Genomic DNA, 23,906 nt, shown 5'->3' with positions numbered 1-23,906 from the left:
AATTATTCAACAGAAACGGATGTAATCACCACATCTTCGGTCGGAACATCTTGGTGGAAGCCTTTATTACTGGTTTTTACTTTTTTGATTTTATCAACCACATCCATGCCTTCAACCACTTCACCGAATACGGCATAGCCCCATTCTTGTACCACTTCACGGCCAAACATCTCTTTTGAACGGTAGTTTAAGAAGTCATTATCTGCCACGTTAATGAAGAATTGTGCCGTTGCAGAATGTGGATCAGAGGTACGCGCCATGGCGATTGTGCCACGTTTGTTACTTAAACGATTGTTAGCTTCATTTTGGATCGGTGCGTTTGTTGCTTTTTCACGCATTCCGCTTTCCATACCACCGCCCTGAATCATAAATCCATCAATAACACGATGAAAAATTGTGTTATCATAGAAACCGTTTTTACAATAGTTTAAAAAGTTTTCTGCAGTGATTGGCGCTTTATCAAAATCAAGTTTAATTTTAATATCGCCAAAATTTGTGTGTAATGTAACCATGTTGTTTTCCTCTTGAAAATTAAGGCATTCATTATTCCACAAATGGCGAGAAAGTGCCACAAGGAGCAGAAAAAGTGCGGTCGTTTTCCAACTAGTTTTAAGAGAAAAAATATGTTAAAGATTTTTAATACCCTCACTCGTGAAAAAGAAGTGTTCAAACCTATCCATGAAGGAAAAGTGGGTATGTATGTGTGTGGCGTGACCGTTTACGATTTATGCCATATTGGCCACGGCCGTACCTTTGTATGTTTTGATGTGATTGCCCGCTATTTACGCTCTCTAGGCTACGATTTAACTTATGTGCGTAATATTACGGATGTGGACGATAAAATCATTAAACGTGCATTAGAAAACAAAGAAACCTGCGATCAACTTGTAGATCGTATGGTGCAAGAAATGTATAAAGATTTTGATGCATTAAACGTATTACGTCCAGATTTCGAACCTCGTGCGACTCATCATATTCCAGAAATTATTGAAATTGTGGAAAAACTGATTGCACGTGGTCATGCTTATGTTGCAGACAATGGCGATGTGATGTTTGATGTAGAAAGCTTTAAGGAATACGGCAAATTATCACGTCAAGATCTCGACCAATTACAAGCGGGTGCACGCATTGAAATTAATGAAATCAAGAAAAATCCAATGGATTTCGTGCTTTGGAAAATGTCAAAAGAAAACGAACCAAGCTGGCCGTCCCCATGGGGTGCAGGTCGTCCAGGTTGGCACATTGAATGTTCGGCAATGAACTGCAAACAACTTGGCGAACATTTTGATATTCACGGTGGCGGTTCTGACTTAATGTTCCCGCATCACGAAAATGAAATTGCGCAATCTTGCTGTGCTCATGGCGGTCAATATGTGAATTATTGGATCCATTCAGGCATGATCATGGTAGATAAAGAAAAAATGTCGAAATCCCTCGGCAATTTCTTCACTATTCGTGATGTATTAAACCACTACAATGCAGAAGCGGTGCGTTATTTCTTACTAACGGCACACTATCGCAGCCAACTCAATTACAGTGAAGAAAATCTAAATTTAGCACAAGGTGCATTAGAACGTTTGTACACCGCTCTACGTGGCACAAACCAAAGTGCGGTTGCTTTTGGCGGTGAAAATTTTGTGGAAGCCTTCCGTGAAGCAATGGACGATGATTTCAATACGCCGAACGCTCTTTCTGTCTTATTTGAAATGGCGCGTGAAATCAATAAATTGAAAACTGAAGATACTGAAAAAGCCAATGGTCTTGCTGCGCGTTTACGTGAATTAGCGGGTATCTTAGGTTTACTTCAACAAGATCCAGAAAAATTCTTACAAGCTGGCTCTGACGATGATGAAGTAGCAAAAATTGAAGCGCTCATCAAACAACGCAACGAAGCGCGTGCTGCTAAAGATTGGGCTGCTGCAGATGCGGCTCGTAATGAACTCACTGCAATGGGAATTGTGTTAGAAGACGGCCCTAACGGCACGACATGGCGTAAACAATAATCTCACTTTGATACAAAAACTGCGGTCAAATTGACCGCAGTTTTTCTTTTAAGAAGAAAGCATTACATTTTCGGTTTTTCCATTGTTTTTGCTTTTTTCTTCATTTCTTTTGCTTTCATTTCTTTTGTTTTCATATCATCAGATTTCATTCCTTCTGATTTCATATTATCCATTTTCATGTCGTGAGATTTCATATCATGAGATTTCATCATCCCATCAGATGCCATTTTATCGTTTTGCATTGGCATAGCGTCTTTTGTCATCGGCATGGGATCTTTTGCCATCGACATTTCATTAGATTTCATATCAGTCGCATAAAGACTGGTTGCAAAGAAAAGTGCAGCAATAGCAGTAAAGGTTGTTTTTACAGTAATATTTTTCATTTTGAATCTTCCTTAAATTTGTGAATAATTAACGTGATTTAGAAAGGTCTTTTCCTTTCATTATCATTAGACGAATGAGAAACCTATTTCTTACACATTTTCCAAGGAAAAAATATGGAAACCGGAATTTCCGATAAAGAACTGGTACAAATTAGAGAGCAAATGCTGAAATTTGCCACATTACAGGTGGGCAATGCTGTATTAGCTGAAGATTTAGTGCAAGAGAGTTTTTTAAGTGCATTTAACCATCTTGAGCAATTTAAACGACAATCGGCATTTAAGACCTGGGTCTTTGCTATCTTAAAAAATAAAATCATTGATTTTCTTCGCCAGAAAGGCAAATTAGTGCTAGAAACCGAAATTGAAGATGAAGAACAAACTAATCATTTCTTTGATGAAGGGGGCCACTGGAAAGCTGAACATTCTCCACTCGATCTCGAACTGAGCGAAAGTGCGGTCTATTCTGAAGAATTCTGGCTGATTTTTGAAACTTGCTTAACTTGCCTGCCAGCCAAACAAGCCAAGATTTTTATGATGAGAGAGTTTTTGGAATTATCTTCCGAAGAAATTTGCCAAGAAAATCAACTAAGCATAAGTAACTTGCACACGACACTCTATCGTGCTCGCTTACAACTTCAAAACTGCTTATCTCATAAACTTTAAGGAGTGATTTTATGAAATGTCGCCAAGCGACTCGACTCATTTCAGATGCGCAAGAACGCTCATTAATGACTAAAGAAAAAATTGGGCTCAATTTGCATCTTGCCATCTGTACACATTGCCGTAAATTTCAACGAAATTGTGGCACATTGAGAAAATTAATGAAGGATTTCAAAGGATAAAAAAGCGGAAGAGAACTTCCGCTTATTACTCTATTACTTCGCCATTAATGCTGTTGCACGTGAAATCACTTCTTTGACTTCATCATCCGTCAATTTACCTTCTTTCACAAATTGCACCTTGCCGGTTTTATCAAGCAAAATAATCACGCTGTCTTTTTCACGTAATCCCCACGCATTTTTAACCGCACTTTTATCATCTAAAATCACTTGGCTATGGGCATTTTCTTTTTTGCCTTTTTCTGCGCTACTTTTCACAAACATACCCGTGCCCACAACGGCATCATCAGCATTAATAATGGTCGTGGTTTGATATTTGGCTTGGTTAAAATGAGCTGCTTTGATGGCTTCGATCATCGCTTGATTTTTCTCTTTTGCCGCACTTCTGCCTGCAATATGCTGAATCACACGGACTTTGCCAGGTAATGCCGTTGAGCTCCACGATTTATACGCTACATCATTGCCATTTAAAGTGATTTCGCCTTTATCCGAAACCGTTACATTGGCTAAAAGTTGATTAGGTTGAATATTGTGAGCGAATGTATTGGCTGAGATTAAACTCCCCATCACAGCGCTCAAAAGCATGATTTTTTTCATAAATACCTCATAAATTCCGTGAAATGCCCATTTTTTGGCGAATAGTCACTTTTTTGTTATACTCCGTGCGCATTATACTTTGCTTAAATCAGATAAAGAAGGAAAAAGAAATGGATCAAATGCCAGCTTGCCCAAAATGTAAAGGTGAATATGTTTATCACGATTCTGTGAATTTTGTTTGCCCTGATTGCGGTAATGAATGGAATGGTAACGAAGCAGTTGAAGCCGATGAAGATCAACTGATTGTTAAAGACAGCAACGGTAATTTATTAGCCGATGGTGATGATGTACTTTTGATTAAAGATTTGAAATTAAAAGGTTCATCTGAAGTGTTGAAGAAAGGCACGAAATTCAAAAATATCCGTTTAGTTAACGGAGATCACAATGTCGATTGTGGCAAAATCATGTTGAAATCAGAGTTCTTGAAAAAAGCTTAAGAATTCTCAATAAAAAGAGCGGTCGATTTTAACGTTGTTTTAAATCGACCGCTCTTTTTTTATTTTCGTTATACCTTCGCAGGCTTCACTATTTCACTTGGATAACAACCAAGCACTTTCAGATAATTACTGAATTGCTTAAGCTCTTCCAAGGCAATTTGGGTATCTGGATGATGAATATTTCCTTCAATCTCCAAATAAAACATTTCCTCCCAAGGCTTGCCATAAATAGGACGAGATTCAAGCTTCGTCATATTAATACCGTGCTTTTTAAACACAAGTAAAGCATCCACCAAAGAACCCGCTTGTTGCGATGTTGTCATCAACAATAAAGTTTTCGTGTGAATTTGCGGTGAAACTTCTCGAGCTTGTTTTGCCACTACAATAAAACGAGTAATATTGTTTTCTTGATTCGCAATATTATGTTTTAACACATGTAAGCCGTAAAGCTTGCCGCCATCTTCATTGCCCAGTGCCGCAATATTCGGTTTATTCAAGCTTGATACAAGCTGCATTGCATGAGAGCTACTTTCGCAAAACTCAATATGAACACGCTCAAGGCTTTGAATAAATTGACTACACTGCTGGATCACCTGTGGATGGCTATAAAGTGTATCAATTTTGCTTAAATCATCCTGCTCATTCACTAAAACACAGTGCTTGATAGGATAAGCCAACTCGCCCACCAAAGATAAGGTTGTATGTTGAAGCAAATCATAAACTTCATTAATTGCACCAGATGTGGTGTTTTCTAAAGGAAGTACACCATAATCAGCTTCTCCGATCTCAACTTTTTCAAAAATTTGAGCAAAGGAATCGCAACTGATTTCAGCAAATTGTTGATGGTAACGAGCCGCATAGTTACGGGCAGCCAAATTAGAGTAAGAACCTCTCTTACCTAAGAAAGCAATATGTAACGTTTCTTCTCGTTGCTCATTGAGCTTTTTCTGCAAATACACTTGTTGCGTTAGCACAGAATCTTCAATAATCTTTTGGAAGACTGACGTAATATACTGTGGTTCAAGCTGATAATTTTGGCTTTCAGAAAATTGCACAAGCTCTTGTAAGAGTTGTTGCTCACGCTCTAAATCGCGCAATGCTTTTTGCGTAACTTCTTTGCTTCTCACTACATCATATGCCAGACGATGACGCTCTGAAAGCAGCTTTAACAAGCTGCGATCAATTTGCGTAATTTGCTGACGAATTTCTGATAAATCTAATGCCATTTCATTCCTTATTTAAAGGTTACTTCATTGTGAGGGATGTATTTCTCCGCATTAATAGGTGAATTTTTCTCAAAAAATTCTTTTAAAACATCCGCATCAATAAAACCAGTATTAACAAAAGTTGGATTTTTGGTCATAACCGGATAACCATCTCCACCTGCAGCATTATAACTTGGTACAGAAATACGGTAAATTTTATTTAAATCCAATGGTTTGCCTTGAATTTTCACATTTTCAACTTTCTTATCCGCACGATTCACTGTCATGCTGATACCTGAATATTGTGCATAGGCACCAGAATCTACTTCTTTCAATGCCACCACATTTAAATAATCCAATAATTCTTTACCGGTTAATTCAAAATAGCTCACAATGTTACCAAATGGATGGATTTTTAAAATGTCTTTATAAGTCACATCACCTTCTTGGATAGAATCACGAATACCACCTGAGTTCATGATACCAATGTCTGCTTTCGCTTTTTGGCGTTGTGCTTCTGCAATTAAGTGACCAAGGTTAGTTTGTTCAAAACGAATAATGGTACGATCACCTTCTAACTTACCATTTAGTTTACCCACTTTTTGGCTTAATAAAGCATCACCTTTATCTTGGTAAGACTTTAAAAGTTTTTCCATTTCTGGATCTTGTGGAATCTCTTCGGCATAATTCACATATTCTGTTTTGCCATCTTCTTTTTTCACTTTTTTCTTCAAGTTCACTGGAATTAATTGATAATTCACTAATTTTAATTCACCATTTTTGAACTCAAAGTCTGCACGACCAACATATTTACCCCATTCAAACGCCTGCATAATCCAAGTACCATTTTGGAAATCTGGTTTACATGGCTGAGTTGGTTGATAATCTTTAATCCATACACCTTTGTCATCCACACAAATCGGATCATGGCTGTGGCCACCGATAATCATATCGAATGCGCCTTTATCTAAATTACGCGCAAGACTTACATCGCCTGGTGCATTTGAACCATGTTTCGCATCATAGTAATAGCCCATATGTGTTAAAGCGATTTTTACATCGGGCTTAACTTTTTCATTTAGCTCTTTTAATGTGGCTTTTGCTACTGTTGTTGGATCTTCAAACTTCACATTGTGAAGATATTCTGGGTTACCTAATTTTGCAGTATCTTCTGTGGTTAAACCCACCACGGCAATTTTAAGATCTTGTTTATTTAAAATGGTATAGGGCTTAACTAAGGTTTTACCTGTTTTCATATTAATCACGTTTGCAGATAAGAATGGGAAGTTCGCCCATTTTTCTTGCATGTCAAGGATTTGTAATGGATTATCAAACTCGTGGTTACCTAATACAGTTGCTTCATATCCCATCGCATTCATTGCTTTAATGTCAGGTTCTGCCGTTTGCATATCTGACTCAGGTACACCAGTATTAAAATCACCTGCATTTAATAAAACGAGTGAGCCACCTTTTTTCTCCACTTCCGCTTTCACACGATTAACAATTGTTTTGTGTGCTGGAAAGCCATATTCGCCTTTTGCATTCGGCCAAAAATGTCCGTGCGTATCATTTGTGTGCAATATGGTAAATTGATAGGTTTTGTCCTGTTCATATGCCATTGCAGCAGAAGTTGCTAGCACAAGAGGAAGCACGGTAAATAATTTTTTCATAATAAAAATACCTCTATTTTTGACCGCTCTTTACCTTCGCCGAAAACAAAAATAATAGAGCAAGATGGGAAATAAAAAAGCTATACTCCCGAAAGAAGTATAGCTTTTCAACAAAACATTGTTAGATGAGTACCTGGGCAGGTGCAACATAACCTTGTGGAACTTGTTTCTTATCTTCAAAGGTAACAAATTCCCACGCTTCTTGATCGGCAAGTACAGCACGGAGTAACTTATTATTTAAACCGTGACCAGATTTATAAGCTTTGAAATCACCGATGATGTTATAGCCACACATATACAGATCGCCAATCGCATCAAGCATCTTGTGACGAACTAATTCATCTCTGAAGCGTAATCCGTCTTCATTTAAGATACGGTAATCATCTAATACGATAGCATTATCTAGGCTACCACCCAACGCAAGACCTTGAGATTGAAGATACTCAATATCTTTCATGAAACCAAAGGTTCTTGCACGACTAATTTGATGTACGAATGCTTGTGCAGAGAAATCCATCACATAATTACGTACATTTTTACTAATCGCAGGATGATTAAAGTCGATTGTGAAATCTAAACGGAAACCATTGTAAGGTTTAAATTCTGCCCATTTATCACCGTCTTCTACTCGTACATTTTTCTTAATACGAATAAATTTCTTCGGTGCATTTTGTTCTTCAATACCTGCATCTAAAAGCAGGTAAATAAATGGGCTTGCACTACCGTCCATGATTGGAATTTCAGGTGCATCAACTTCAATAATAATATTATCGATACCTAAACCTGCTAATGCTGCGTTTAAGTGTTCTACGGTTGAAACACGCACACCTTGTTCATTCACAAGTGCAGTACAAAGCATTGTATCGCGTACTGAATCCGCATTTGCAGGGAAAGTCACCGGCGGATTAAGATCAGTACGGCAGTAAATCACGCCAGTATTTGGCATAGCCGGACGCAACGTTAACGTTACTTTTTTGCCGCTATGTAAGCCTACACCTGTGACTTTAATGCTTTGTTTTAATGTTCTTTGTTTAATCATCTCTTTTACCTTATTGCTTCACAACAAGATTACTTCTACTCTTATTTCTCATCACGACCAAATGATGCCGGATTAAAGAAATTAGGATTATTTCTTAACTGTTCTAAACGGCTTGGATCAAGCGGTTTATTTAAGTTACCGTATTGCGGATTTTGTTCCTGTGCTGGTTCTGGCTGTGGATTATGTCTTAATGCATCTAAACCATGTAAACCAACTGGCGGTTGTGGCTGAATCGTTTCTTGTGCTACAGGTTGTTGAACTGGCGTTTGTTGTACTGCTGCTTGAGGACGAGCAATCACTACTGGCTCAGCCGCAACAACATCACCTAAACCTGTTGCAACGATCGTTACACGAATTTCATTGCTCATTTCAGGGACTAAACTGGTACCCACAACGATAGTCGCGTCTTCTGATGCAAAGCTACCTACTGTGTCACCCACCACGTTAAATTCGTCAAAGCCGAGATCCATACCAGATGTAATGTTAACAAGGATACCCTTAGCGTTAGAAAGATCGACTTTCTCTAATAAATCATTTTTAATTGCAAGACGTGCTGCTTCTTCTGCACGGCCCGCACCTGGTTCACTTTGAGCTGAACCGAAACCAATCATTGCTTGGCCCATTTCCGACATAACGGTTCTTACGTCTGCAAAGTCCACGTTGATTAAACCAGGAGAGGTAATCATATCGGAGATGCCCATAACAGAGTTACGTAATACGTCATTTGCAGCAGCAAAAGCATCAATTAACGTTGCATTTTTCGGGAGAACTTTTTGGATTTGTTGGTTAGGAATAATGATCATTGAATCCACGTATTGTGAAAGATCTTTAATCCCTAATTCAGCAAATTGCATACGTTTTTTGCCTTCAAAGCTAAATGGCTTAGTAACAACAGCAACAGTTAAAATACCTAATTCTTTCGCAACTTTAGCGACGATTGGTGCGGCACCAGTACCTGTACCACCGCCCATACCGGCAGCGATAAAGACCATGTCTGCACCTTCAAGCATTTTACGGATTTCTTCTTGGTCATCTTCAGCCGCTTTACGACCTACATTTGGGTTTGCCCCCGCTCCAAGACCTTTCGTTGTTGCTCCACCGATTTGTACAGTTTGTTGAACTTGGCTTTTGCGTAATGCTTGCGCATCGGTATTCACCGCATAGAATACGATTTTACCGTGTTCTTCGCTATCAATTGCACTTTCGCCCAAGAAATTACCATTGAATTCTTGTTGCACCATGTTAGCAACCATGTGGTTAACTGCGTTACCGCCGCCTCCACCGACACCGACAACCTTAATCAGTGCACCTGTTTGCTCTTCAAAATCACCATACTCTGGGTATAACATTTGCTGTTCTCCGTTACTGCTAATACTCTGCTAGCATATTAATAAAAGTTAAATCTTTCTTATTGTAAATGAAAAAGTCAAAATGATCAAAATTCTGATTTCACTTTATTGAAAATATTTTTAAGGCCTTTCCAGAATTTTCTGCCAACACCTTCATCACCATAGTTACTATCTACAGGATCATTATCACTATTTTGATGATGGTATTGTAATAATCCAACTACAGTTGAATATTGTGGACGGTTTACATAATCCGTTAAACCCGTAATATTCAATGGACTACCAATACGCACTTGGCAACCAAATACATTTGAAGCACAATTTTTTAAATCTTCAATTTGTGCGCCACCACCGGTAATAACGACACCAGCAATTAATTCAAATTTAATATGTTTGCTTTCTAAATCTGCTTTGAGCTTATCTAATTCGTCCTTAACAACGCCTAATAGTTCAATATATCTTGCTGAAGTGATTAAAGATAAATCACTTTTTGTTAAAGCACGTGGCGCTCGACCACCAATACTTGCTACTTCAATTTTCTTATCGCCATGTAAACGTGCCGGATATAATGCACTCGCATAATTCACTTTAATGCGTTCAGCTTCTGCACGAGAAACGGTACATGCATGGGCAATATCATTGGTTACAATGTTCCCTGCGTAAGGAATAACCTTGCTGAAACGCAACGAGCCATTGGTGTAAACCATCATATTCATGGTACCTGCACCAAAATCAACTAAGCAAACACCAAGATCTTTTTCATCTTCAGTTAAAACAGAATGTGTTGCTGCAAAGCCGGAGAACACGACTTTATCGACTTGTAATCCGCAACGCTCTACTGCTTTTTTCAAGTTATTTTGCCAGTCTTGATGACACGCAATTAAGTGTACGTTTGCTTTTAAACGAACACCTTGCAAACCTAATGGGTTTTTAATATTAACTTGTTTATCTACGGCATATTCTTGTGGAATGATGTGTAATAAAGAAAGACCCTCAGGTAATTTTACTGAGCTCGCTGTATGTAAAGCATCATCAATTTCATCTTGAGTTACTTCATTTTCAGAAATAGCAACAAAGCCGCTCTCATTCAGGCTTTGAATATGTTCACCTGTAATCGCAAGAGTCACGCTCATAATTTGACAATCGGCCATTGATTCAGCTGCTTCAATGGCACGTTGGATAGAATTAACAACGGCATCTAAATCAGTAATACTGCCACGATCAATCCCTTTTGATGGACAACTGCCCACGCCAAGTACATTTACTACGCCATCAGGAAGGACTTCCCCAACGACAGCAACAACTTTTGATGTACCAACTTCAAGACCTACAATTACTTTCGGTTCCAACTCTTTTGCCATTTTCTTATTACACCCAATGAATTATTTTTTATTTCTCTGTCAATCCAACCGCTGCTGATGCAGATGCATAGCGCAAATCTACATAATCAATTCGTTTACCTTCAGGCACTTCAATTTGTGGATAAATCGTTACAAATCGATCTAATTTTGGTTTCCAATCTCCGCGCCCAAGTTTCAGTACTATATCATTATCTAGCGTAACTTGCCACGCACCACGATCATCAATTGCCACACCTTTAACCACCAAATTTTTCGCTTTAAAATCAGCGAAAATTTGATTCCAAGCCTCTAAGACCTTCAAACTTTGATAATCCGGACCACCTAAATAAGGTAAAGCCTTTTCTTTTAACTTATCCATCGGTAATTGGAAAACTGTTCCATCTTTTGTAACAAACTCTGTTTTGTTCCAAATGGCGACTGGCTGATATTCTGATAACCAGATACTTAAACGATTTGGCCAAATTTTACGAACCACCGCACCTTTTACCCAAGGAATCGTTTCAAGCTGCTCTTGAATTTGCTTAACGTCCTGTCCCCAGAAGCCCTTAAGTGAACCCATTTTGAGTAATACGTCTTGCACATCCGGATAAGTGGTAAATTCATTTTGACCTACTAAGGCATAGGCAGTAATTTTTCTATCACCGTCTAAGCTTTCGAGCCAACTTTGCCAGTTTGAATAAACGAAATACCCTAGCCCCGCACAAAGTAACACCAAAGCAAGTTTAATCTGCAGCATAAAACGGAATTTACCCTCTCCGTTAGATGAGCGACCAAATTGCGTTGGCGGTGTATTTTTGCGCTTAATTACATTCATTACGCACTCAACTCCAAAATTTTCACGACGAGTTGTTCAAATGAAATGCCGACTGTTGACGCAGATTTAGGGAACAAACTGTGACTTGTCATGCCAGGATTTGTGTTTACTTCGACTAAACGGAAATTGCCTTGTGCATCGGTCATTACATCAATACGGCTCCAGCCACGACAACCCACAACGTCATAAGCACGTTTAACTAATTTCGCTAATTCTTGCTCACGTTCAGCTGAAAGGCCCGCAGGGCAAAAATATTGAGTGTTATCTGAAATATATTTCGCATCGTAATCATAAAACTCACCTTCTGGCACAATGCGAACAGCCGGCAATACTTCGCCACCTAAAACAGGCACAGTTAGTTCATCACCCGCTAACCATTCTTCAATCAAAATGGTGTTATCAAATTTGAGTGCATAATCGACCGCACTTTTTAATTCTTCGACTGCTTTTACTTTCGTTAAACCCACACTTGAACCTTCAAGAGATGGCTTAACCATCAAAGGTAAACCTAATTTTTCGACCACAGCTTGTGGGTTTAGTTCGTGAGCGTTTTCTTTCGTCACAATCTCCATATCGGCAACAGGTAAACCAAAGGCTTTCCATAACATTTTAGTGCGCATTTTATCCATGGTTAACGCTGAAGCCATCACACCACAACCGGTGTAAGGTAAACCGATTTGTTCTAATAAACCTTGCATGGTGCCATCTTCACCACCGCGACCATGTAAAATGTTAAAAACGCGATCAAAACCATCTGCTTTTAAATTCGCGACATTATATTCTTTAGGATCGATACCGTGCGCATTATAGCCTTGACTCACTAATGCATTTAACACAGCTGCACCAGAATTAAGAGAAACTTCACGTTCAGCTGATGTGCCGCCTAACAACACGGCAATTTTTTCTTGTTTTAAATTCATTGTTTTATCCTGTTTTCCTTTTATTCTTCATTGAAAAGTGCGGTTATTTTTTCGATGTATTTATGCTTTCCAACGTTCTGCTAAACCACGAGAAATTTTGCTTACACTTCCCGCACCTTGGGCAAGAATTAAATCGCCATCTTGAATAATTTGATCTAACACATCACCGAGTTGTTCCGTATCTGAAACTAAAATTGGATCAACTTTTCCTAGATTACGAATAGAACGACAAAGTGCTTTACTATCTGCACCAACGATTGGCGTTTCCCCTGCCGCATAAACATCTAACATAATCAATGCATCCACTTGGGATAAGACTTGCACGAAATCATCAAATAAATCACGAGTACGTGAATAACGGTGAGGTTGGAAAATCATCACAATACGTTTATCTCCCCAGCCTTCACGTGCTGCTTTGATGGTCACGCCAACTTCTGTTGGGTGATGACCATAATCATCCACTAAGCGTACTTTACCATTTGGACGAATAAACTCGCCTAATTGATCGAAACGTCTGCCTGCCCCTTGGAAATCAGCAAGCGCTTCTAAAATTGCTTCATTGCCAATGCCTTCTTCTTTTGCGACTGCAAGTGCTGCGGTTGCATTTAACGCATTGTGTTTACCCGGTACATTTAATAATACATTAATACGCTCACCACTTGGACAAACTACGGTGTAATGACCTTGGAAACCCGTTTGTTCATAATCTTCGATACGATAGTCAGCATGTTCACTGAAACCATACGTTAACACTTGACGTCCAACTTGAGGAACAAGTTCCATTAATACCGAATCATCTGCGCACATCACCGCTAAACCGTAGAACGGTAAGTTATGTAAGAATTTTACATAGGTGGCTTTCATTTTCTCAAAGTCACCTTCATAGGTATCCATATGATCCGGTTCAATATTCGTCACCACAGAAACCATTGGCTGTAAGTGTAAGAAAGAAGCATCACTTTCATCTGCTTCAGCGATTAAATAACGGCTTGCACCTAAATGTGCATTTTTACCAGCTGATTTAACTAAACCACCATTAACAAAAGTTGGATCCAGTTTCGCTTGAGTATAAATCATCGAAATCATGGCTGTAGTAGTGGTTTTACCATGGGTACCTGCTACCGCAATGCCATGACGGAAACGCATAATTTCGGCCAACATTTGTGCTCGCTGAATCACGGGAATACGATTTTGTTTTGCGGCGATTAATTCAGGGTTATCTTCATGGATCGCGCTTGATACCACAACCACGCTTGCCCCTTGCACATTTTCCGCTTGGTGACCAATGAAAATTTTTGCGCCCGCTTGAGCAAGACGCTGAGTCACAACACCATCTGCAATATCGGAACCAGAGATATCATAACCTTCATTTAATAAAATTTCGGCAATTCCACTCATACCGGCACCACCGATACCAATGAAATGAATTTGTTGAACTCGACGCATCTCAGGGATAATCTTTCTAATTTCGTCCGAAATATGTTTCATATTATTTCACCTTTATTTTTAACCGCACTTTTAGATTAAGGGTCTATTTACTTCCCCTTAACTTCTCTGTTCTTACTTCGCGTTCTCTACAATGACATCAGCTACACGTTTAGCCGCTAATGGTGCTGACATTTCTTTTGCTTTAATCGCCATCGCTAACAAGGTTTCACGATCTGTTTTTTCTAAGAAATCAACTAACACATCCGCATTTAATTCATTTTGCTGAACGATTTTTGCTGCACCAACATCGGCAAGATATTTCGCGTTTAAATATTGCTGTTGATCTTTATGCTGGAATGGCACGAAAATCGCTGGCGTACCTACTGCAGCTAATTCACATACTGTTAAAGCACCAGAACGACAAATCACCACATCAGCCCATGCGTAGGCTTCCGCCATATCATCAATAAATTCTGTAATTTTGACCGAACCGGCGTGTTCACCATAAAGTGCGGTCACACTCTCAACTGAACCTTTACCCACTTGATGACGCACTTCTAGTTTATCTGCCAAACGTGCTACTACTTGTGGAATCGTTTGATTGAGTACGCGAGCACCTTGACTTCCCCCCACGACAAGCACTCTCAATTTTCCACTTCTTTCTGAAAAACGCGCTTGTGGTGATGGCATTTCAAATAAATCTTGGCGAACTGGGTTTCCTACCACTTCGGCATCTTTGAATGCAGTTGGAAAAGCTTGTAATACACGTGTCGCAATTTTTGCTAACCATTCATTGGTTAAGCCCGCTACGGCATTCTGTTCATGTAAAATAACCGGCACGCCACAAAGTTTTGCAGCGATGCCACCTGGGCCAGATACATAACCACCCATACCTAATACCGCATTAGGTTGATATCCTTTGATAATTTTACGAGCTTGCAATACCGCTCTTAAAATAGCAAAAGGGGCACCAAGTAAGGCTTTAATGCCTTTACCACGTAACCCTGAAATTTGAATAAAACGAATTGAAATACCATGTTTTGGTACAAGTTGTGCTTCCATTCGATCTTTTGTGCCTAACCAGCAAATTTCCCAACCTTCTTTTTGTAAAGTTTGAGCAACCGCGATGGCGGGGAAAACATGTCCACCAGTACCACCCGCCATAACTAATAATTTTTTACTCATAAATATTCCTAATCATCTCTCAAACGCGCTTGACCACCTCGTTGTAATCTATTTTCATGGTCAATACGCAATAAAATCCCTACGGTCGCCGACATAATAATGATACTTGAACCACCGTAACTCACTAATGGAAAAGTTAAACCTTTTGTTGGTAACATCCCTAAGGCCATGCCTAGATTGACAAAACCTTGGAAGAAAATCCAGAAACTAATACCTAAAGCAAAAAAGCCACGGAAACGTTGTTCTAACATGAGTGATTCACGTCCGATTTTCATCGCTCGGAAAATCAGTAACCCTAAGAGAATCACAACCACTAAAATACCAATAAAACCGAACTCTTCACCAATAATCGCCATGATAAAGTCAGTATGTGCTTCAGGGAGATAATCAAGTTTTTGAATGGAGTTACCAAGTCCTTCCCCACTAATTTCACCACGACCAAAGGCCATCAAAGAGTTAGTCAGCTGGAACCCTGTTCCATAAGGATCTTTAAACGGCTCTAAGAAACCGGTAAAACGTTTTAAACGATAAGAGGCAGAGAGAACCAGCCATACAAAGAGAAGTATGCCTGTACCAATTAGCAAAATAAATTGCCAAAAATTCGCACCGACAATAAAAAGCATGCCAAAGGTAATAACGAAAAGCACAACTGTACTCCCTAAGTCAGGCTGAGCTAGTAAGAATATCCCTAATACGCCCATCACAATGAAAGGCTTAGCCGCACTGAATTTTTTACCACGTACTTCATCATAACGACGCGTAAAATAGCTCGCCAGGAAACAAGTTAAAGCTAGCTTAGCAAATTCCGCAGGCTGGAAATTTAAAATTCCTAAAGAAATCCAACGTTTAGCACCATTAACAGAAGTCCCGATACCAAGAACTAGTATTAATAAAACAATAGCTAACAAGAAGACTTTTGCGTGCCACTTTTCCCATTGAGAGGAAGAAATTTGGAGAGTTAAATAACAAGTTGCTAAAGAAAGTAAGACATACACGGCATCACGTTTAGCAAAATAGAATGTATCATTAAATACGCGTGCACTGTAAGGCATCGAGGCAGAAGTTACCGCTACTAAACCAATCAGTAATAGCACGACAAAAAGCCAAAACAATGCGCGATCATAGAGCAACCCTTGCGGCGTCACTCTCGCCCATTGTTCATAATTTTGTTTAATTTTATTGATAAATTCCATTACTACCCTAATTTTTTAAGCTAATTTTGCTAAACGAGTAAACTCTTCGCCACGTTTTTCAAAAGAGGCAAACTGATCCAAACTTGCACAAGCAGGAGATAATAACACCATATCGCCTGATTTTAAATGTGGACGTAAAAATGAAATGGCTTGTTCCATGGTTTCAAACAAATGACTTTGGCTTGAAAGTGCCGCAAGTTGTTTGCCATCTCGACCAAAACAATACGTTGAAATATGAGGTTGATTGATTAAATCAGCGAGTTCAGAAAAATCTGCACCTTTGCCATCACCACCTAATAAAAGGTGTAATGTTCCCTCAACATATAAACCCGCTAATGCTGCAACGGTGCTGCCTACATTAGTGGCTTTGGAATCATTAATCCAACGAACACCATTCGCTTGATGCGCTAATTGGAAACGATGATCTAAGCCTTTAAATTGACGAAGTGCGGTACGAATTGCCTCTAAATTTATGCCTACTGCTTGCGCTAATGCCGTCGCTGCTAAAATATTCATGTAATTATGACGACCAACCAAGGTTGCTTCATCACAAGGTAAAATGACTTCCTCTTTTGCCATTAAGTACTGTTTACCATTTTCGGTTTTCAACCAGTAATCCGCTTGATTTTCAGCAAAAGACACCACCTTCTTAGCCTGATTTTCACCTTCGCCAAAAGTGAGTTTATCTTCTAAATTCACTACTGGTGTTTCTGCATTGTGGTAAATGCGTAATTTTGCTTGTCGATAATCTTCTAAATCCACATAGCGATCCATGTGATCTTCAGTCACATTAAGCACAGTCGCTGCAGCCGCTTTCAAACTATAAGTGGTTTCAAGTTGGAAACTGGAAAGTTCTAATACATAAAGATCGCAATCTTCATTTAATAATGACAACGCAGGGATGCCAATGTTTCCACCCATGCCCACTTTTATTCCCGCAGCTTTCGCCATTTCATAGACTAATGTTGTTACAGTGCTTTTACCGTTAGAGCCTGTAATCCCGACAATTGGCTTGGTGGCAGCTCGACAGAATAATTCGATATCCCCAATCACTTCCACACCCGCTGAAAGTGCGGCCTGAATTTCAGGTGTTTTTACCGCGAGTCCTGGGCTAATGACAATAATATCGCTTTCAAGTAACCATTGTTGATTTAGGCTACCTGTATGTAAGGGAACATTTTTAGGTAATTTATCCGCACCTGCTGGATGTTGACGTGTATCAATCACTCGGATGTTAGCTTGTTGAGATTGAAGATATTCAACGCAAGAAAGGCCTGTTTTTCCGAGACCTATAATGGTGATAGTTTTATTTTGATATAGAGTTGTCATGTTGTTTTTCTTCTCTCGTATTCTGGGATCACGCAGGGTGCAACAAGTGCACCCTACAAAAATTATCTTAGTTTGAGCGTTACAAGCCCCATCAACACCAACATCAAGGAAATAATCCAAAACCGAATAATCACTCTTGGTTCTGGCCAGCCTTTCAATTCAAAGTGGTGATGAATTGGCGCCATTCTAAAAATACGTTGTTTTCTTAATTTGTAAGAACCCACTTGCAAAATCACAGACAAGGCTTCAACAACAAATACACCGCCCATAATCACTAATAAGAATTCTTGACGAACAAGGATGGCAACAACACCCAGTGCGCCACCAAGGGCAAGGGAGCCGACATCGCCCATAAAGACTTGAGCTGGATAAGTATTAAACCATAAGAATCCTAAGCCTGCGCCTACGATTGCGGTACAGAACACCACCACTTCAGAACTATATTTGATATAAGGGATATGTAAATATTCTGCAAAATTAACGTTACCGGTCGCCCATGCGATTAAAGCAAATGCACCTGCAACTAACGCTGTTGGCATGATCGCAAGACCATCTAAACCGTCAGTTAAGTTTACCGCATTGCCTGTACCCACAATTACAAAGTAAGACAACACAATATAGAATAGACCCAATTGCGGCATGATATCTTTGAAGAATGGAATCACTAAACGGGTTGCATCGGTATCATGACCTAACCAATACAACCAAATGATTGCTACTAATGCAACTACTGACATCCAGAAATATTTCCAACGCGCAATTAAACCATCGGTATTTTTACGCGTGATTTTACGGAAATCATCCACAAAGCCAATGGCACCATAGCCAAACAATACAAATAAGCAAATCCAGACGTAAGGATTCGTTAAGTTAGCCCATAATAACGTACTCACACCGATGGAGAATAAAATCATCACTCCGCCCATGGTTGGGGTGCCTTTTTTAGCAAAGTGACTTTCAGGACCGTCATTACGCACTTCTTGACCAAATTTTAAAATTTGAAGGCGTTTGATCACTTTCGGACCAATCCATAAAGAAATGAAAAGTGCGGTTAATAATGCCAAAATCGCACGTACAGTAATATAAGAAATGGCATTAAATGCCGTTTCATAGCGAACTAAATATTCAGCAAGCCAAACTAACATAAGCTATCCTTTAATGAATAAATCGTCTCTTCCATTTTCATTGAGCGCGAGCCTTTCGCTAATACGACGACTTTTTGGTTTTCTTGTAATTTCTGTTTAATGATATCTAACGCATAAGCTGTCAATTCAGCTTTATCTGTAAAATGTTTTCCTAAAACAGCCTCAGAAATGACCGCACTTTCTGTTCCATAAGAAAGCACTAAATCTAATTTAGCTTGTTTTGCGTGCTCGCCCACTTGTTGATGACATTTTAGGCTATCCTCACCTAATTCTTTCATATCACCCACAAGTAGAATACGGAAAGCATCATAACCTTTTAAAACATCAATCGCGGCTTGTAAAGAATCAACATTCGCATTGTAGGTATCATCTAATAACAGCAGATTTTCATTCACTTGAATCGGGAATAAGCGTCCTTTTACTTGAGAACGGTGTTCAAGTCCTTCTTTAACATCAGCAAGACTTGCGCCGACATTCATAGCAAGTGCGGTCGCTGCCAAGGCATTTTTTACATTATGCTCACCTAAATAAGGTAAATTAATTTCAATGCTGCCTTTGGGTGAAACTAGCGTAAACGTTGAGCCATTAGGTGAATGTTCTACGTTTTCAGCGTTGTAATCGCCACCATTAAAATATTGAATGGCATGAGAGCCAATTTCTTTTTGCCACAATTCAATATAATTATGTTCGCTGTTAATAATGGCCATACCATTTGGGGTTAAACCGCGATAGATTTCACCTTTCGCACGCGCTACACCCTCAATTGAGCCAAAGCCTTCTAAATGTGCGGCTGCCACGTTATTCACTAATGCAGCTTCTGGCTGCGCAAGATGCGTGGTGTAATCAATTTCACCTTGATGGTTTGCGCCTAATTCAATAACGGCAAATTTATGTTGTTCTGTTAAACGTAATAATGTGAGTGGTACACCAATATCGTTGTTGAAATTACCATTAGTGAATAACACAGCTTCAGGATTGCCTGCTGTTTGTTGCAAAATCGATGCCGTCATCTCTTTTACTGTGGTTTTACCTGAAGATCCCGTCATCGCTACGGTACGAGGATTAATTTTTTCACGTAACCATTTTGCTAATTGACCAAGGACTAAGCGCGTATCTGAAACAACTAATTGTGGTGTTGAAATGTTAGTGTTAGCTTTTTGCACAACTAAGGCTGTCGCACCTTGCTCAACGGCTTTATCTAAGTATTGATGCGCGTCAAAATGTTCACCTTTTAATGCAAAGAAAAGCGAGTTAAATACCGCTTTGCGCGTATCTGTATTGATATTTTCAACAACGGCCTGCCCATCACCAATAAGATTGGCATTTAAAATTTGGGCAAGCTGTTGGGTAGTAAGTTTAATCATTATGTTTATTTTTTCGTTAAATAGGCTTCAGCCACTTCTTGATCGGAGAAATGAAGTGTTTTATCCCCAATGATCTGATAGTTTTCATGGCCTTTACCGGCAATCACGATCACGTCATCTTCAACGGCGTTCTCAATGGTAAATTTAATGGCTTCTTTACGATCTGGAATTACACCAACATCTTCCATTCGGCTAAAACCAGTGAGAATATCCGCTTCAATTTTATTTGGATCTTCTGTGCGTGGATTATCTTGAGTCACAATGACTAAATCAGCAAATTGCTCTGCCGCTTTTGCCATGAGTGGACGTTTACCTGCATCACGATCACCGCCACAACCAAAGATACACCAAAGGTTACCTTTGCAATGTTCACGGGCTGCATTTAAGGCTTTTTCTAATGCATCCGGAGTATGAGCATAATCAACGATAACGGTCGGTTTTCCTGCTTTTTTAATTAATTCCATTCTTCCATTTACTCCCTTTAACTGTGAAACCGTACGGATAAGATCATCGAAAGAATAACCTAAAGCCAATAAAACAGCCGTGGCTAACAACAGATTACTCACGTTAAAAGCGCCAATTAATGGGCTATGTAATGTGCCATTTCCCCAACTTGATGCAACATCAATGACTGCACCTTCATGAGTAAAACGAATTTGCGTAGCATAAAGCCATTGTTTAGATGTTGGATGGAAATCTGGGTGACAGCTGACTGCAATACCATTTGGTAATTCACCTAACCATGCAGCCCCAATTGGATCGTCAGCATTGAGAATTTGTAATTCGGGGGCTAAATCAATGAAAAAGCGTTTTTTAGCTTCTGCATACTTTTCCATTGTCTCGTGATAATCCAAATGATCACGACTTAAATTGGTAAAAATGGCGGCTTTAAATTTAAGGGCTTCAACACGGTGTTGAACTAAACCATGTGAAGACACTTCAATAGAAGCAAAATCTGCCCCATTCTCTACAAAATCAGCGAGGTTTTCTTGAACTTCAACGGCTGAACCTGTGGTATTTTTGGCTTCTTTGACTTGACCTAATAAACCATTGCCAATGGTGCCCATGACGGCTGCTTTATGGCCGAATAGCGTTGCCCATTGGGCTAATAATTGAGAAACGGTGGTTTTACCGTTTGTTCCAGTTACACCAACTAACGTCAGTTTTTCCGAAGGATGTTCATAGAATTTACCTGCCAATGCAGAAAGATTGGCAGATAAATGATAGAAGTGAATCACTGGCACATTATTTTGCCATTCGATGTTTAAATGCTCGTTTTCTAAATCTGTCTCTAAAACGACCGCACTTGCACCAGAAGAAATAGCTTGAAGAACAAATTGACTCGCATCAAAACGATGCCCTTTTACTGCCACAAATAGATCTCCTTGAGTCACTTTGCGGCTATCTAACACCATCGCCTTCACATTAATGTCTGAAAGCACCGGAAGATCAAAAAGTGCGGTCAATTTTTTCATTGTTTTGCCTTTTTTTAATTCATTTTTTCAAGTTTTTGATCGCTTAAGCGAACGGTACGTCTTGCTGTTTTTTCTGTTGGTTCTGCATCTGGCGCAATACCATTCGCACGTAATGCATAGCCCATTATGCTTGAGAATACTGGCGCAGATACCGCACCACCATAGTACTGTCCTGCTTTCGGATCGTTGATCAAAATAACGAGTGCATAACGTGGATCGCTAATTGGTGCAATACCCGCTGTAAATGCCACATATTTCTTAACATAGTGACCATTTTCAATTTTACGCGCTGTACCTGTTTTCGCACCAACACGATAACCTTCAACCATCGCACGTTTATTTTTGATTGCCACTTTCTCTAACATACCCACGACGTCTTTCGTGATTTTTTCAGAGAAAACACGTTGACCAATAACCGGCGGATCAACTTTAGTGATAGAAAGTGGACGATAAATCCCAAAGCTACCTAAAGTAGCATAGGCACGCGCAATTTGTAATGGTGTTGAAGTAATACCATAACCATAAGCCACTGTTGCACGTTCGATATCTGCCCAACGTTTACGGTTTGCATTTAATACCCCACGTTGCTCACCGATTAAGCCTAACTCAGTATCTTTACCTAAACCTGCATTTTGGTAAGTTTCCATTAATGCTGAAGGTGGCATACGTAACGCAAGACGGCTTACACCACGGTTACTGGAGTTAATCAAAATTTCATCTAAGGTTTGTTGTGGGCGAGGTGCCACGTCCACAATTTCTTTACCACTTACGGTAAATGAACCTGTATTAATCACTTCATCACGTCTCGCTGCACCACGTTGAAGTGCGGTCAAAACAACGAAAGGTTTTACTGTTGAACCTGGTTCGAAAGTATCCGTAATCGCACGGTTACGTTTTAATTCATCTTTAACATTAGCCAAGTTGTTTGGGTTGTAAGAAGGCGCGGTTGCCATTGCTAACACTTCACCCGTACGCACATCTACCAATACCGCAGTACCAGATTCAGCTTTGTTCTCAGTTACCGCTTTTTTGATTTCACGATACACCATGGATTGTAATTTTTCATCAATACTTAAGGTGACATCTTGTGCATCGTATTTTTTCTCATCGGCAATATGTTCAACCACGTTACCACGTTTGTCTTTACGAACAACACGAGCACCGTCTTTGCCCACTAACATTGAGTTAAAGCTTGCCTCAACCCCTTCAATCCCTTTACCATCGATGTTAGTAAAACCGATTAATTGGGCCGCCTCTTCTACACGAGGATAAAAACGACGTGGTTCAGTTTCTAATGAAATACCTTTAATTTTGAGATCACGAATATAATTCGCTTTGCTCGCTTCTACTTGGCGCGCTAAATACAAGAAACCTGATTTTGCATTTTTCTCAACTTTTTTCACCAACTCTGCTGGCGTCATATTTAATTCATTTGCGAGAGCTTTAATACGTTCTTTATCATCTAATGCATTTTCTTTTAACATTAAACGAGGTTCAGCCACAATTGCACTCATCGGTACACTCACCGATAACAATTGGCCGTTACGATCTAAAATTGAACCACGAACAGAAAGGACGTCATCTTTCCGTAATGAACGTTTGTCCGCTTCACCAGAAAGGGTTTCAGAATTAACTGATTGCACATAAGCAGCACGAGCCACTAATGCGCCTAATCCTAAGAAAATAAAACTTGTCGCAATAAGATAACGACCACGAAGGAAGCATTTCTCAAACACCATCTTCGGTTTGTTTGGTTTTACTGACGCAGGTTGAGCCAATTTTCTAATTGTTTTCTTTGGCTTTCCTGGTTTCTTAGAGGAATTAAATCTAACCATTTTATTCAAAATCCCTATTCAAAAATAACCACTTCTTGTTCACTTTGAACACGTTGCATTTTTAATGTACCGATTGCAATGGATTCAACTCTTGTATTATCACTTTCGGTTGCTTCTTGTAATTGCAAATTGCGATATTCGTTTTCAAGGGCTTGGTGTTGTAATACCAACTGCCCGTTTTCAGAAATCAAGCCTCTTGTTTGGTGGGTCATCCAAATTGTGCCCATTGCAGAAGCTAAAATTAATAAAAGTAAGACGACAATTAATTTATTAGAAGAAAAAATATCTTCAACGAGAATATGTTGTAAAGGATAACGTTCGCTATTTTCTAACAT

The 23,906-nt window shown here is 39.4% G+C and carries 23 protein-coding genes; 4 read left to right on the top strand and 19 right to left on the bottom strand.

The window, feature by feature from the left end; translation table 11 throughout:
* Positions 1-2: 2 nt before the first annotated feature.
* Entirely contained in the window at positions 3-512 is a 510-nt protein-coding gene (locus tag INP95_RS05795) for a peptidylprolyl isomerase (protein ID WP_197560292.1), read from the bottom strand.
* 111 nt (positions 513-623) lie between these two features.
* Here INP95_RS05795 and cysS point away from each other — a divergent pair, with 111 nt between their 5' ends.
* Positions 624-2,003 carry a cysteine--tRNA ligase gene (gene cysS, locus INP95_RS05790; protein WP_197560291.1) on the top strand — a complete coding sequence of 460 codons (1,380 nt, stop codon included), beginning with the start codon at positions 624-626 and terminating at the stop codon, positions 2,001-2,003.
* A gap of 62 nt (positions 2,004-2,065) precedes the next feature.
* Here cysS and INP95_RS05785 read toward each other — a convergent pair whose 3' ends face one another.
* Entirely contained in the window at positions 2,066-2,386 is a 321-nt protein-coding gene (locus INP95_RS05785; protein WP_197560290.1) for a hypothetical protein, read from the bottom strand.
* Positions 2,387-2,500: 114 nt separating this feature from the next.
* Here INP95_RS05785 and INP95_RS05780 point away from each other — a divergent pair, with 114 nt between their 5' ends.
* Positions 2,501-3,049 (top strand): sigma-70 family RNA polymerase sigma factor, encoded by a 549-nt coding sequence (locus INP95_RS05780; RefSeq protein ID WP_197560289.1) that lies wholly within the window; start codon positions 2,501-2,503, stop codon positions 3,047-3,049.
* A gap of 11 nt (positions 3,050-3,060) precedes the next feature.
* Entirely contained in the window at positions 3,061-3,228 is a 168-nt protein-coding gene (locus tag INP95_RS05775; RefSeq protein ID WP_049366225.1) for a zf-HC2 domain-containing protein, read from the top strand.
* A 33-nt stretch (positions 3,229-3,261) separates the two neighbouring features.
* Here INP95_RS05775 and INP95_RS05770 read toward each other — a convergent pair whose 3' ends face one another.
* A complete protein-coding gene (locus INP95_RS05770) occupies positions 3,262-3,822 on the bottom strand; it encodes a YtfJ family protein (protein WP_049366223.1) in 561 nt (186 codons plus the stop codon).
* Positions 3,823-3,932: 110 nt separating this feature from the next.
* On the opposite strand from INP95_RS05770, the gene INP95_RS05765 reads away from it, so the two are divergent.
* Entirely contained in the window at positions 3,933-4,259 is a 327-nt protein-coding gene (locus INP95_RS05765; RefSeq protein ID WP_049371882.1) for a zinc ribbon domain-containing protein YjdM, read from the top strand.
* A 68-nt stretch (positions 4,260-4,327) separates the two neighbouring features.
* Here INP95_RS05765 and pheA read toward each other — a convergent pair whose 3' ends face one another.
* The 16 genes from pheA to ftsL all read right to left on the bottom strand — a co-directional run bounded on the left by pheA (position 4,328) and on the right by ftsL (position 23,906).
* Complete coding sequence (gene pheA, locus INP95_RS05760) at positions 4,328-5,485, bottom strand: prephenate dehydratase (RefSeq protein ID WP_197560288.1); 1,158 nt, start codon at positions 5,483-5,485, stop codon at positions 4,328-4,330.
* An 8-nt stretch (positions 5,486-5,493) separates the two neighbouring features.
* The gene (gene ushA / locus INP95_RS05755; RefSeq protein WP_197559247.1) at positions 5,494-7,134 is read right to left on the bottom strand and encodes a bifunctional UDP-sugar hydrolase/5'-nucleotidase UshA; all 1,641 of its coding nucleotides are present in this window, start codon (positions 7,132-7,134) and stop codon (positions 5,494-5,496) included.
* Positions 7,135-7,255: 121 nt separating this feature from the next.
* Positions 7,256-8,173, bottom strand: a complete 918-nt coding sequence (lpxC, locus tag INP95_RS05750; RefSeq protein ID WP_049384409.1) for a UDP-3-O-acyl-N-acetylglucosamine deacetylase — start codon at positions 8,171-8,173, stop codon at positions 7,256-7,258.
* A gap of 41 nt (positions 8,174-8,214) precedes the next feature.
* Positions 8,215-9,522, bottom strand: a complete 1,308-nt coding sequence (gene ftsZ / locus INP95_RS05745) for a cell division protein FtsZ (protein ID WP_049384410.1) — start codon at positions 9,520-9,522, stop codon at positions 8,215-8,217.
* An 86-nt stretch (positions 9,523-9,608) separates the two neighbouring features.
* Positions 9,609-10,883, bottom strand: coding sequence for a cell division protein FtsA (gene ftsA / locus INP95_RS05740; RefSeq protein WP_197560287.1), 1,275 nt, complete (start codon positions 10,881-10,883; stop codon positions 9,609-9,611).
* A gap of 28 nt (positions 10,884-10,911) precedes the next feature.
* Positions 10,912-11,697 carry a cell division protein FtsQ/DivIB gene (locus INP95_RS05735; RefSeq protein WP_049384411.1) on the bottom strand — a complete coding sequence of 262 codons (786 nt, stop codon included), beginning with the start codon at positions 11,695-11,697 and terminating at the stop codon, positions 10,912-10,914.
* Positions 11,697-12,617, bottom strand: coding sequence for a D-alanine--D-alanine ligase (locus tag INP95_RS05730; protein WP_032822683.1), 921 nt, complete (start codon positions 12,615-12,617; stop codon positions 11,697-11,699). Before INP95_RS05730 ends, INP95_RS05735 begins: the two co-directional genes overlap by 1 nt.
* 60 nt (positions 12,618-12,677) lie before the next feature.
* Positions 12,678-14,105, bottom strand: coding sequence for a UDP-N-acetylmuramate--L-alanine ligase (gene murC, locus INP95_RS05725; protein ID WP_197560286.1), 1,428 nt, complete (start codon positions 14,103-14,105; stop codon positions 12,678-12,680).
* A gap of 72 nt (positions 14,106-14,177) precedes the next feature.
* Complete coding sequence (gene murG / locus INP95_RS05720; RefSeq protein WP_197560285.1) at positions 14,178-15,230, bottom strand: undecaprenyldiphospho-muramoylpentapeptide beta-N-acetylglucosaminyltransferase; 1,053 nt, start codon at positions 15,228-15,230, stop codon at positions 14,178-14,180.
* An 8-nt stretch (positions 15,231-15,238) separates the two neighbouring features.
* Complete coding sequence (gene ftsW / locus INP95_RS05715) at positions 15,239-16,423, bottom strand: putative lipid II flippase FtsW (protein ID WP_049366214.1); 1,185 nt, start codon at positions 16,421-16,423, stop codon at positions 15,239-15,241.
* A 15-nt stretch (positions 16,424-16,438) separates the two neighbouring features.
* Entirely contained in the window at positions 16,439-17,752 is a 1,314-nt protein-coding gene (murD, locus tag INP95_RS05710) for a UDP-N-acetylmuramoyl-L-alanine--D-glutamate ligase (protein WP_197560284.1), read from the bottom strand.
* 62 nt (positions 17,753-17,814) lie between these two features.
* Positions 17,815-18,897, bottom strand: coding sequence for a phospho-N-acetylmuramoyl-pentapeptide-transferase (gene mraY / locus INP95_RS05705; protein ID WP_005696533.1), 1,083 nt, complete (start codon positions 18,895-18,897; stop codon positions 17,815-17,817).
* Positions 18,891-20,261: a UDP-N-acetylmuramoyl-tripeptide--D-alanyl-D-alanine ligase gene (gene murF / locus INP95_RS05700; RefSeq protein ID WP_197560283.1), complete on the bottom strand. Its 1,371-nt coding sequence runs from the start codon at positions 20,259-20,261 to the stop codon at positions 18,891-18,893. Before murF ends, mraY begins: the two co-directional genes overlap by 7 nt.
* Positions 20,262-20,266: 5 nt before the next feature.
* The gene (gene murE / locus INP95_RS05695; protein ID WP_197560282.1) at positions 20,267-21,736 is read right to left on the bottom strand and encodes a UDP-N-acetylmuramoyl-L-alanyl-D-glutamate--2,6-diaminopimelate ligase; all 1,470 of its coding nucleotides are present in this window, start codon (positions 21,734-21,736) and stop codon (positions 20,267-20,269) included.
* A gap of 14 nt (positions 21,737-21,750) precedes the next feature.
* Positions 21,751-23,571, bottom strand: a complete 1,821-nt coding sequence (locus INP95_RS05690; RefSeq protein WP_197560281.1) for a penicillin-binding transpeptidase domain-containing protein — start codon at positions 23,569-23,571, stop codon at positions 21,751-21,753.
* A gap of 14 nt (positions 23,572-23,585) precedes the next feature.
* Complete coding sequence (ftsL, locus tag INP95_RS05685; protein ID WP_005696538.1) at positions 23,586-23,906, bottom strand: cell division protein FtsL; 321 nt, start codon at positions 23,904-23,906, stop codon at positions 23,586-23,588.

Source organism: Haemophilus parainfluenzae, from assembly GCF_014931375.1.
Classification (GTDB): Bacteria; Pseudomonadota; Gammaproteobacteria; order Enterobacterales; family Pasteurellaceae; genus Haemophilus_D.
The sequence above is the reverse complement of the archived record's forward strand: the minus strand, read 5'-3'. Positions and strand labels throughout refer to the sequence as shown.

Excerpts from the sequence above, each read along its gene's own strand:
- INP95_RS05775 (WP_049366225.1), top strand. The coding sequence starts at position 3,061 with ATGAAATGTCGCCAAGCGACTCGACTCATTTCAGATGCGCAAGAACGC.
- ftsL (WP_005696538.1), bottom strand. The coding sequence starts at position 23,906 with ATGTTAGAAAATAGCGAACGTTATCCTTTACAACATATTCTCGTTGAA.
- INP95_RS05780 (WP_197560289.1), top strand. The coding sequence starts at position 2,501 with ATGGAAACCGGAATTTCCGATAAAGAACTGGTACAAATTAGAGAGCAA.
- mraY (WP_005696533.1), bottom strand. The coding sequence starts at position 18,897 with ATGTTAGTTTGGCTTGCTGAATATTTAGTTCGCTATGAAACGGCATTT.
- ftsA (WP_197560287.1), bottom strand. The coding sequence starts at position 10,883 with ATGGCAAAAGAGTTGGAACCGAAAGTAATTGTAGGTCTTGAAGTTGGT.
- INP95_RS05690 (WP_197560281.1), bottom strand. The coding sequence starts at position 23,571 with ATGGTTAGATTTAATTCCTCTAAGAAACCAGGAAAGCCAAAGAAAACA.
- murG (WP_197560285.1), bottom strand. The coding sequence starts at position 15,230 with ATGAGTAAAAAATTATTAGTTATGGCGGGTGGTACTGGTGGACATGTT.
- murD (WP_197560284.1), bottom strand. The coding sequence starts at position 17,752 with ATGACAACTCTATATCAAAATAAAACTATCACCATTATAGGTCTCGGA.
- pheA (WP_197560288.1), bottom strand. The coding sequence starts at position 5,485 with ATGGCATTAGATTTATCAGAAATTCGTCAGCAAATTACGCAAATTGAT.
- INP95_RS05735 (WP_049384411.1), bottom strand. The coding sequence starts at position 11,697 with ATGAATGTAATTAAGCGCAAAAATACACCGCCAACGCAATTTGGTCGC.
- INP95_RS05785 (WP_197560290.1), bottom strand. The coding sequence starts at position 2,386 with ATGAAAAATATTACTGTAAAAACAACCTTTACTGCTATTGCTGCACTT.
- INP95_RS05795 (WP_197560292.1), bottom strand. The coding sequence starts at position 512 with ATGGTTACATTACACACAAATTTTGGCGATATTAAAATTAAACTTGAT.
- cysS (WP_197560291.1), top strand. The coding sequence starts at position 624 with ATGTTAAAGATTTTTAATACCCTCACTCGTGAAAAAGAAGTGTTCAAA.
- ftsZ (WP_049384410.1), bottom strand. The coding sequence starts at position 9,522 with ATGTTATACCCAGAGTATGGTGATTTTGAAGAGCAAACAGGTGCACTG.
- murF (WP_197560283.1), bottom strand. The coding sequence starts at position 20,261 with ATGATTAAACTTACTACCCAACAGCTTGCCCAAATTTTAAATGCCAAT.
- murE (WP_197560282.1), bottom strand. The coding sequence starts at position 21,736 with ATGAAAAAATTGACCGCACTTTTTGATCTTCCGGTGCTTTCAGACATT.
- murC (WP_197560286.1), bottom strand. The coding sequence starts at position 14,105 with ATGAAACATATTTCGGACGAAATTAGAAAGATTATCCCTGAGATGCGT.
- lpxC (WP_049384409.1), bottom strand. The coding sequence starts at position 8,173 with ATGATTAAACAAAGAACATTAAAACAAAGCATTAAAGTCACAGGTGTA.
- INP95_RS05730 (WP_032822683.1), bottom strand. The coding sequence starts at position 12,617 with ATGAATTTAAAACAAGAAAAAATTGCCGTGTTGTTAGGCGGCACATCA.
- ushA (WP_197559247.1), bottom strand. The coding sequence starts at position 7,134 with ATGAAAAAATTATTTACCGTGCTTCCTCTTGTGCTAGCAACTTCTGCT.
- ftsW (WP_049366214.1), bottom strand. The coding sequence starts at position 16,423 with ATGGAATTTATCAATAAAATTAAACAAAATTATGAACAATGGGCGAGA.
- INP95_RS05765 (WP_049371882.1), top strand. The coding sequence starts at position 3,933 with ATGGATCAAATGCCAGCTTGCCCAAAATGTAAAGGTGAATATGTTTAT.
- INP95_RS05770 (WP_049366223.1), bottom strand. The coding sequence starts at position 3,822 with ATGAAAAAAATCATGCTTTTGAGCGCTGTGATGGGGAGTTTAATCTCA.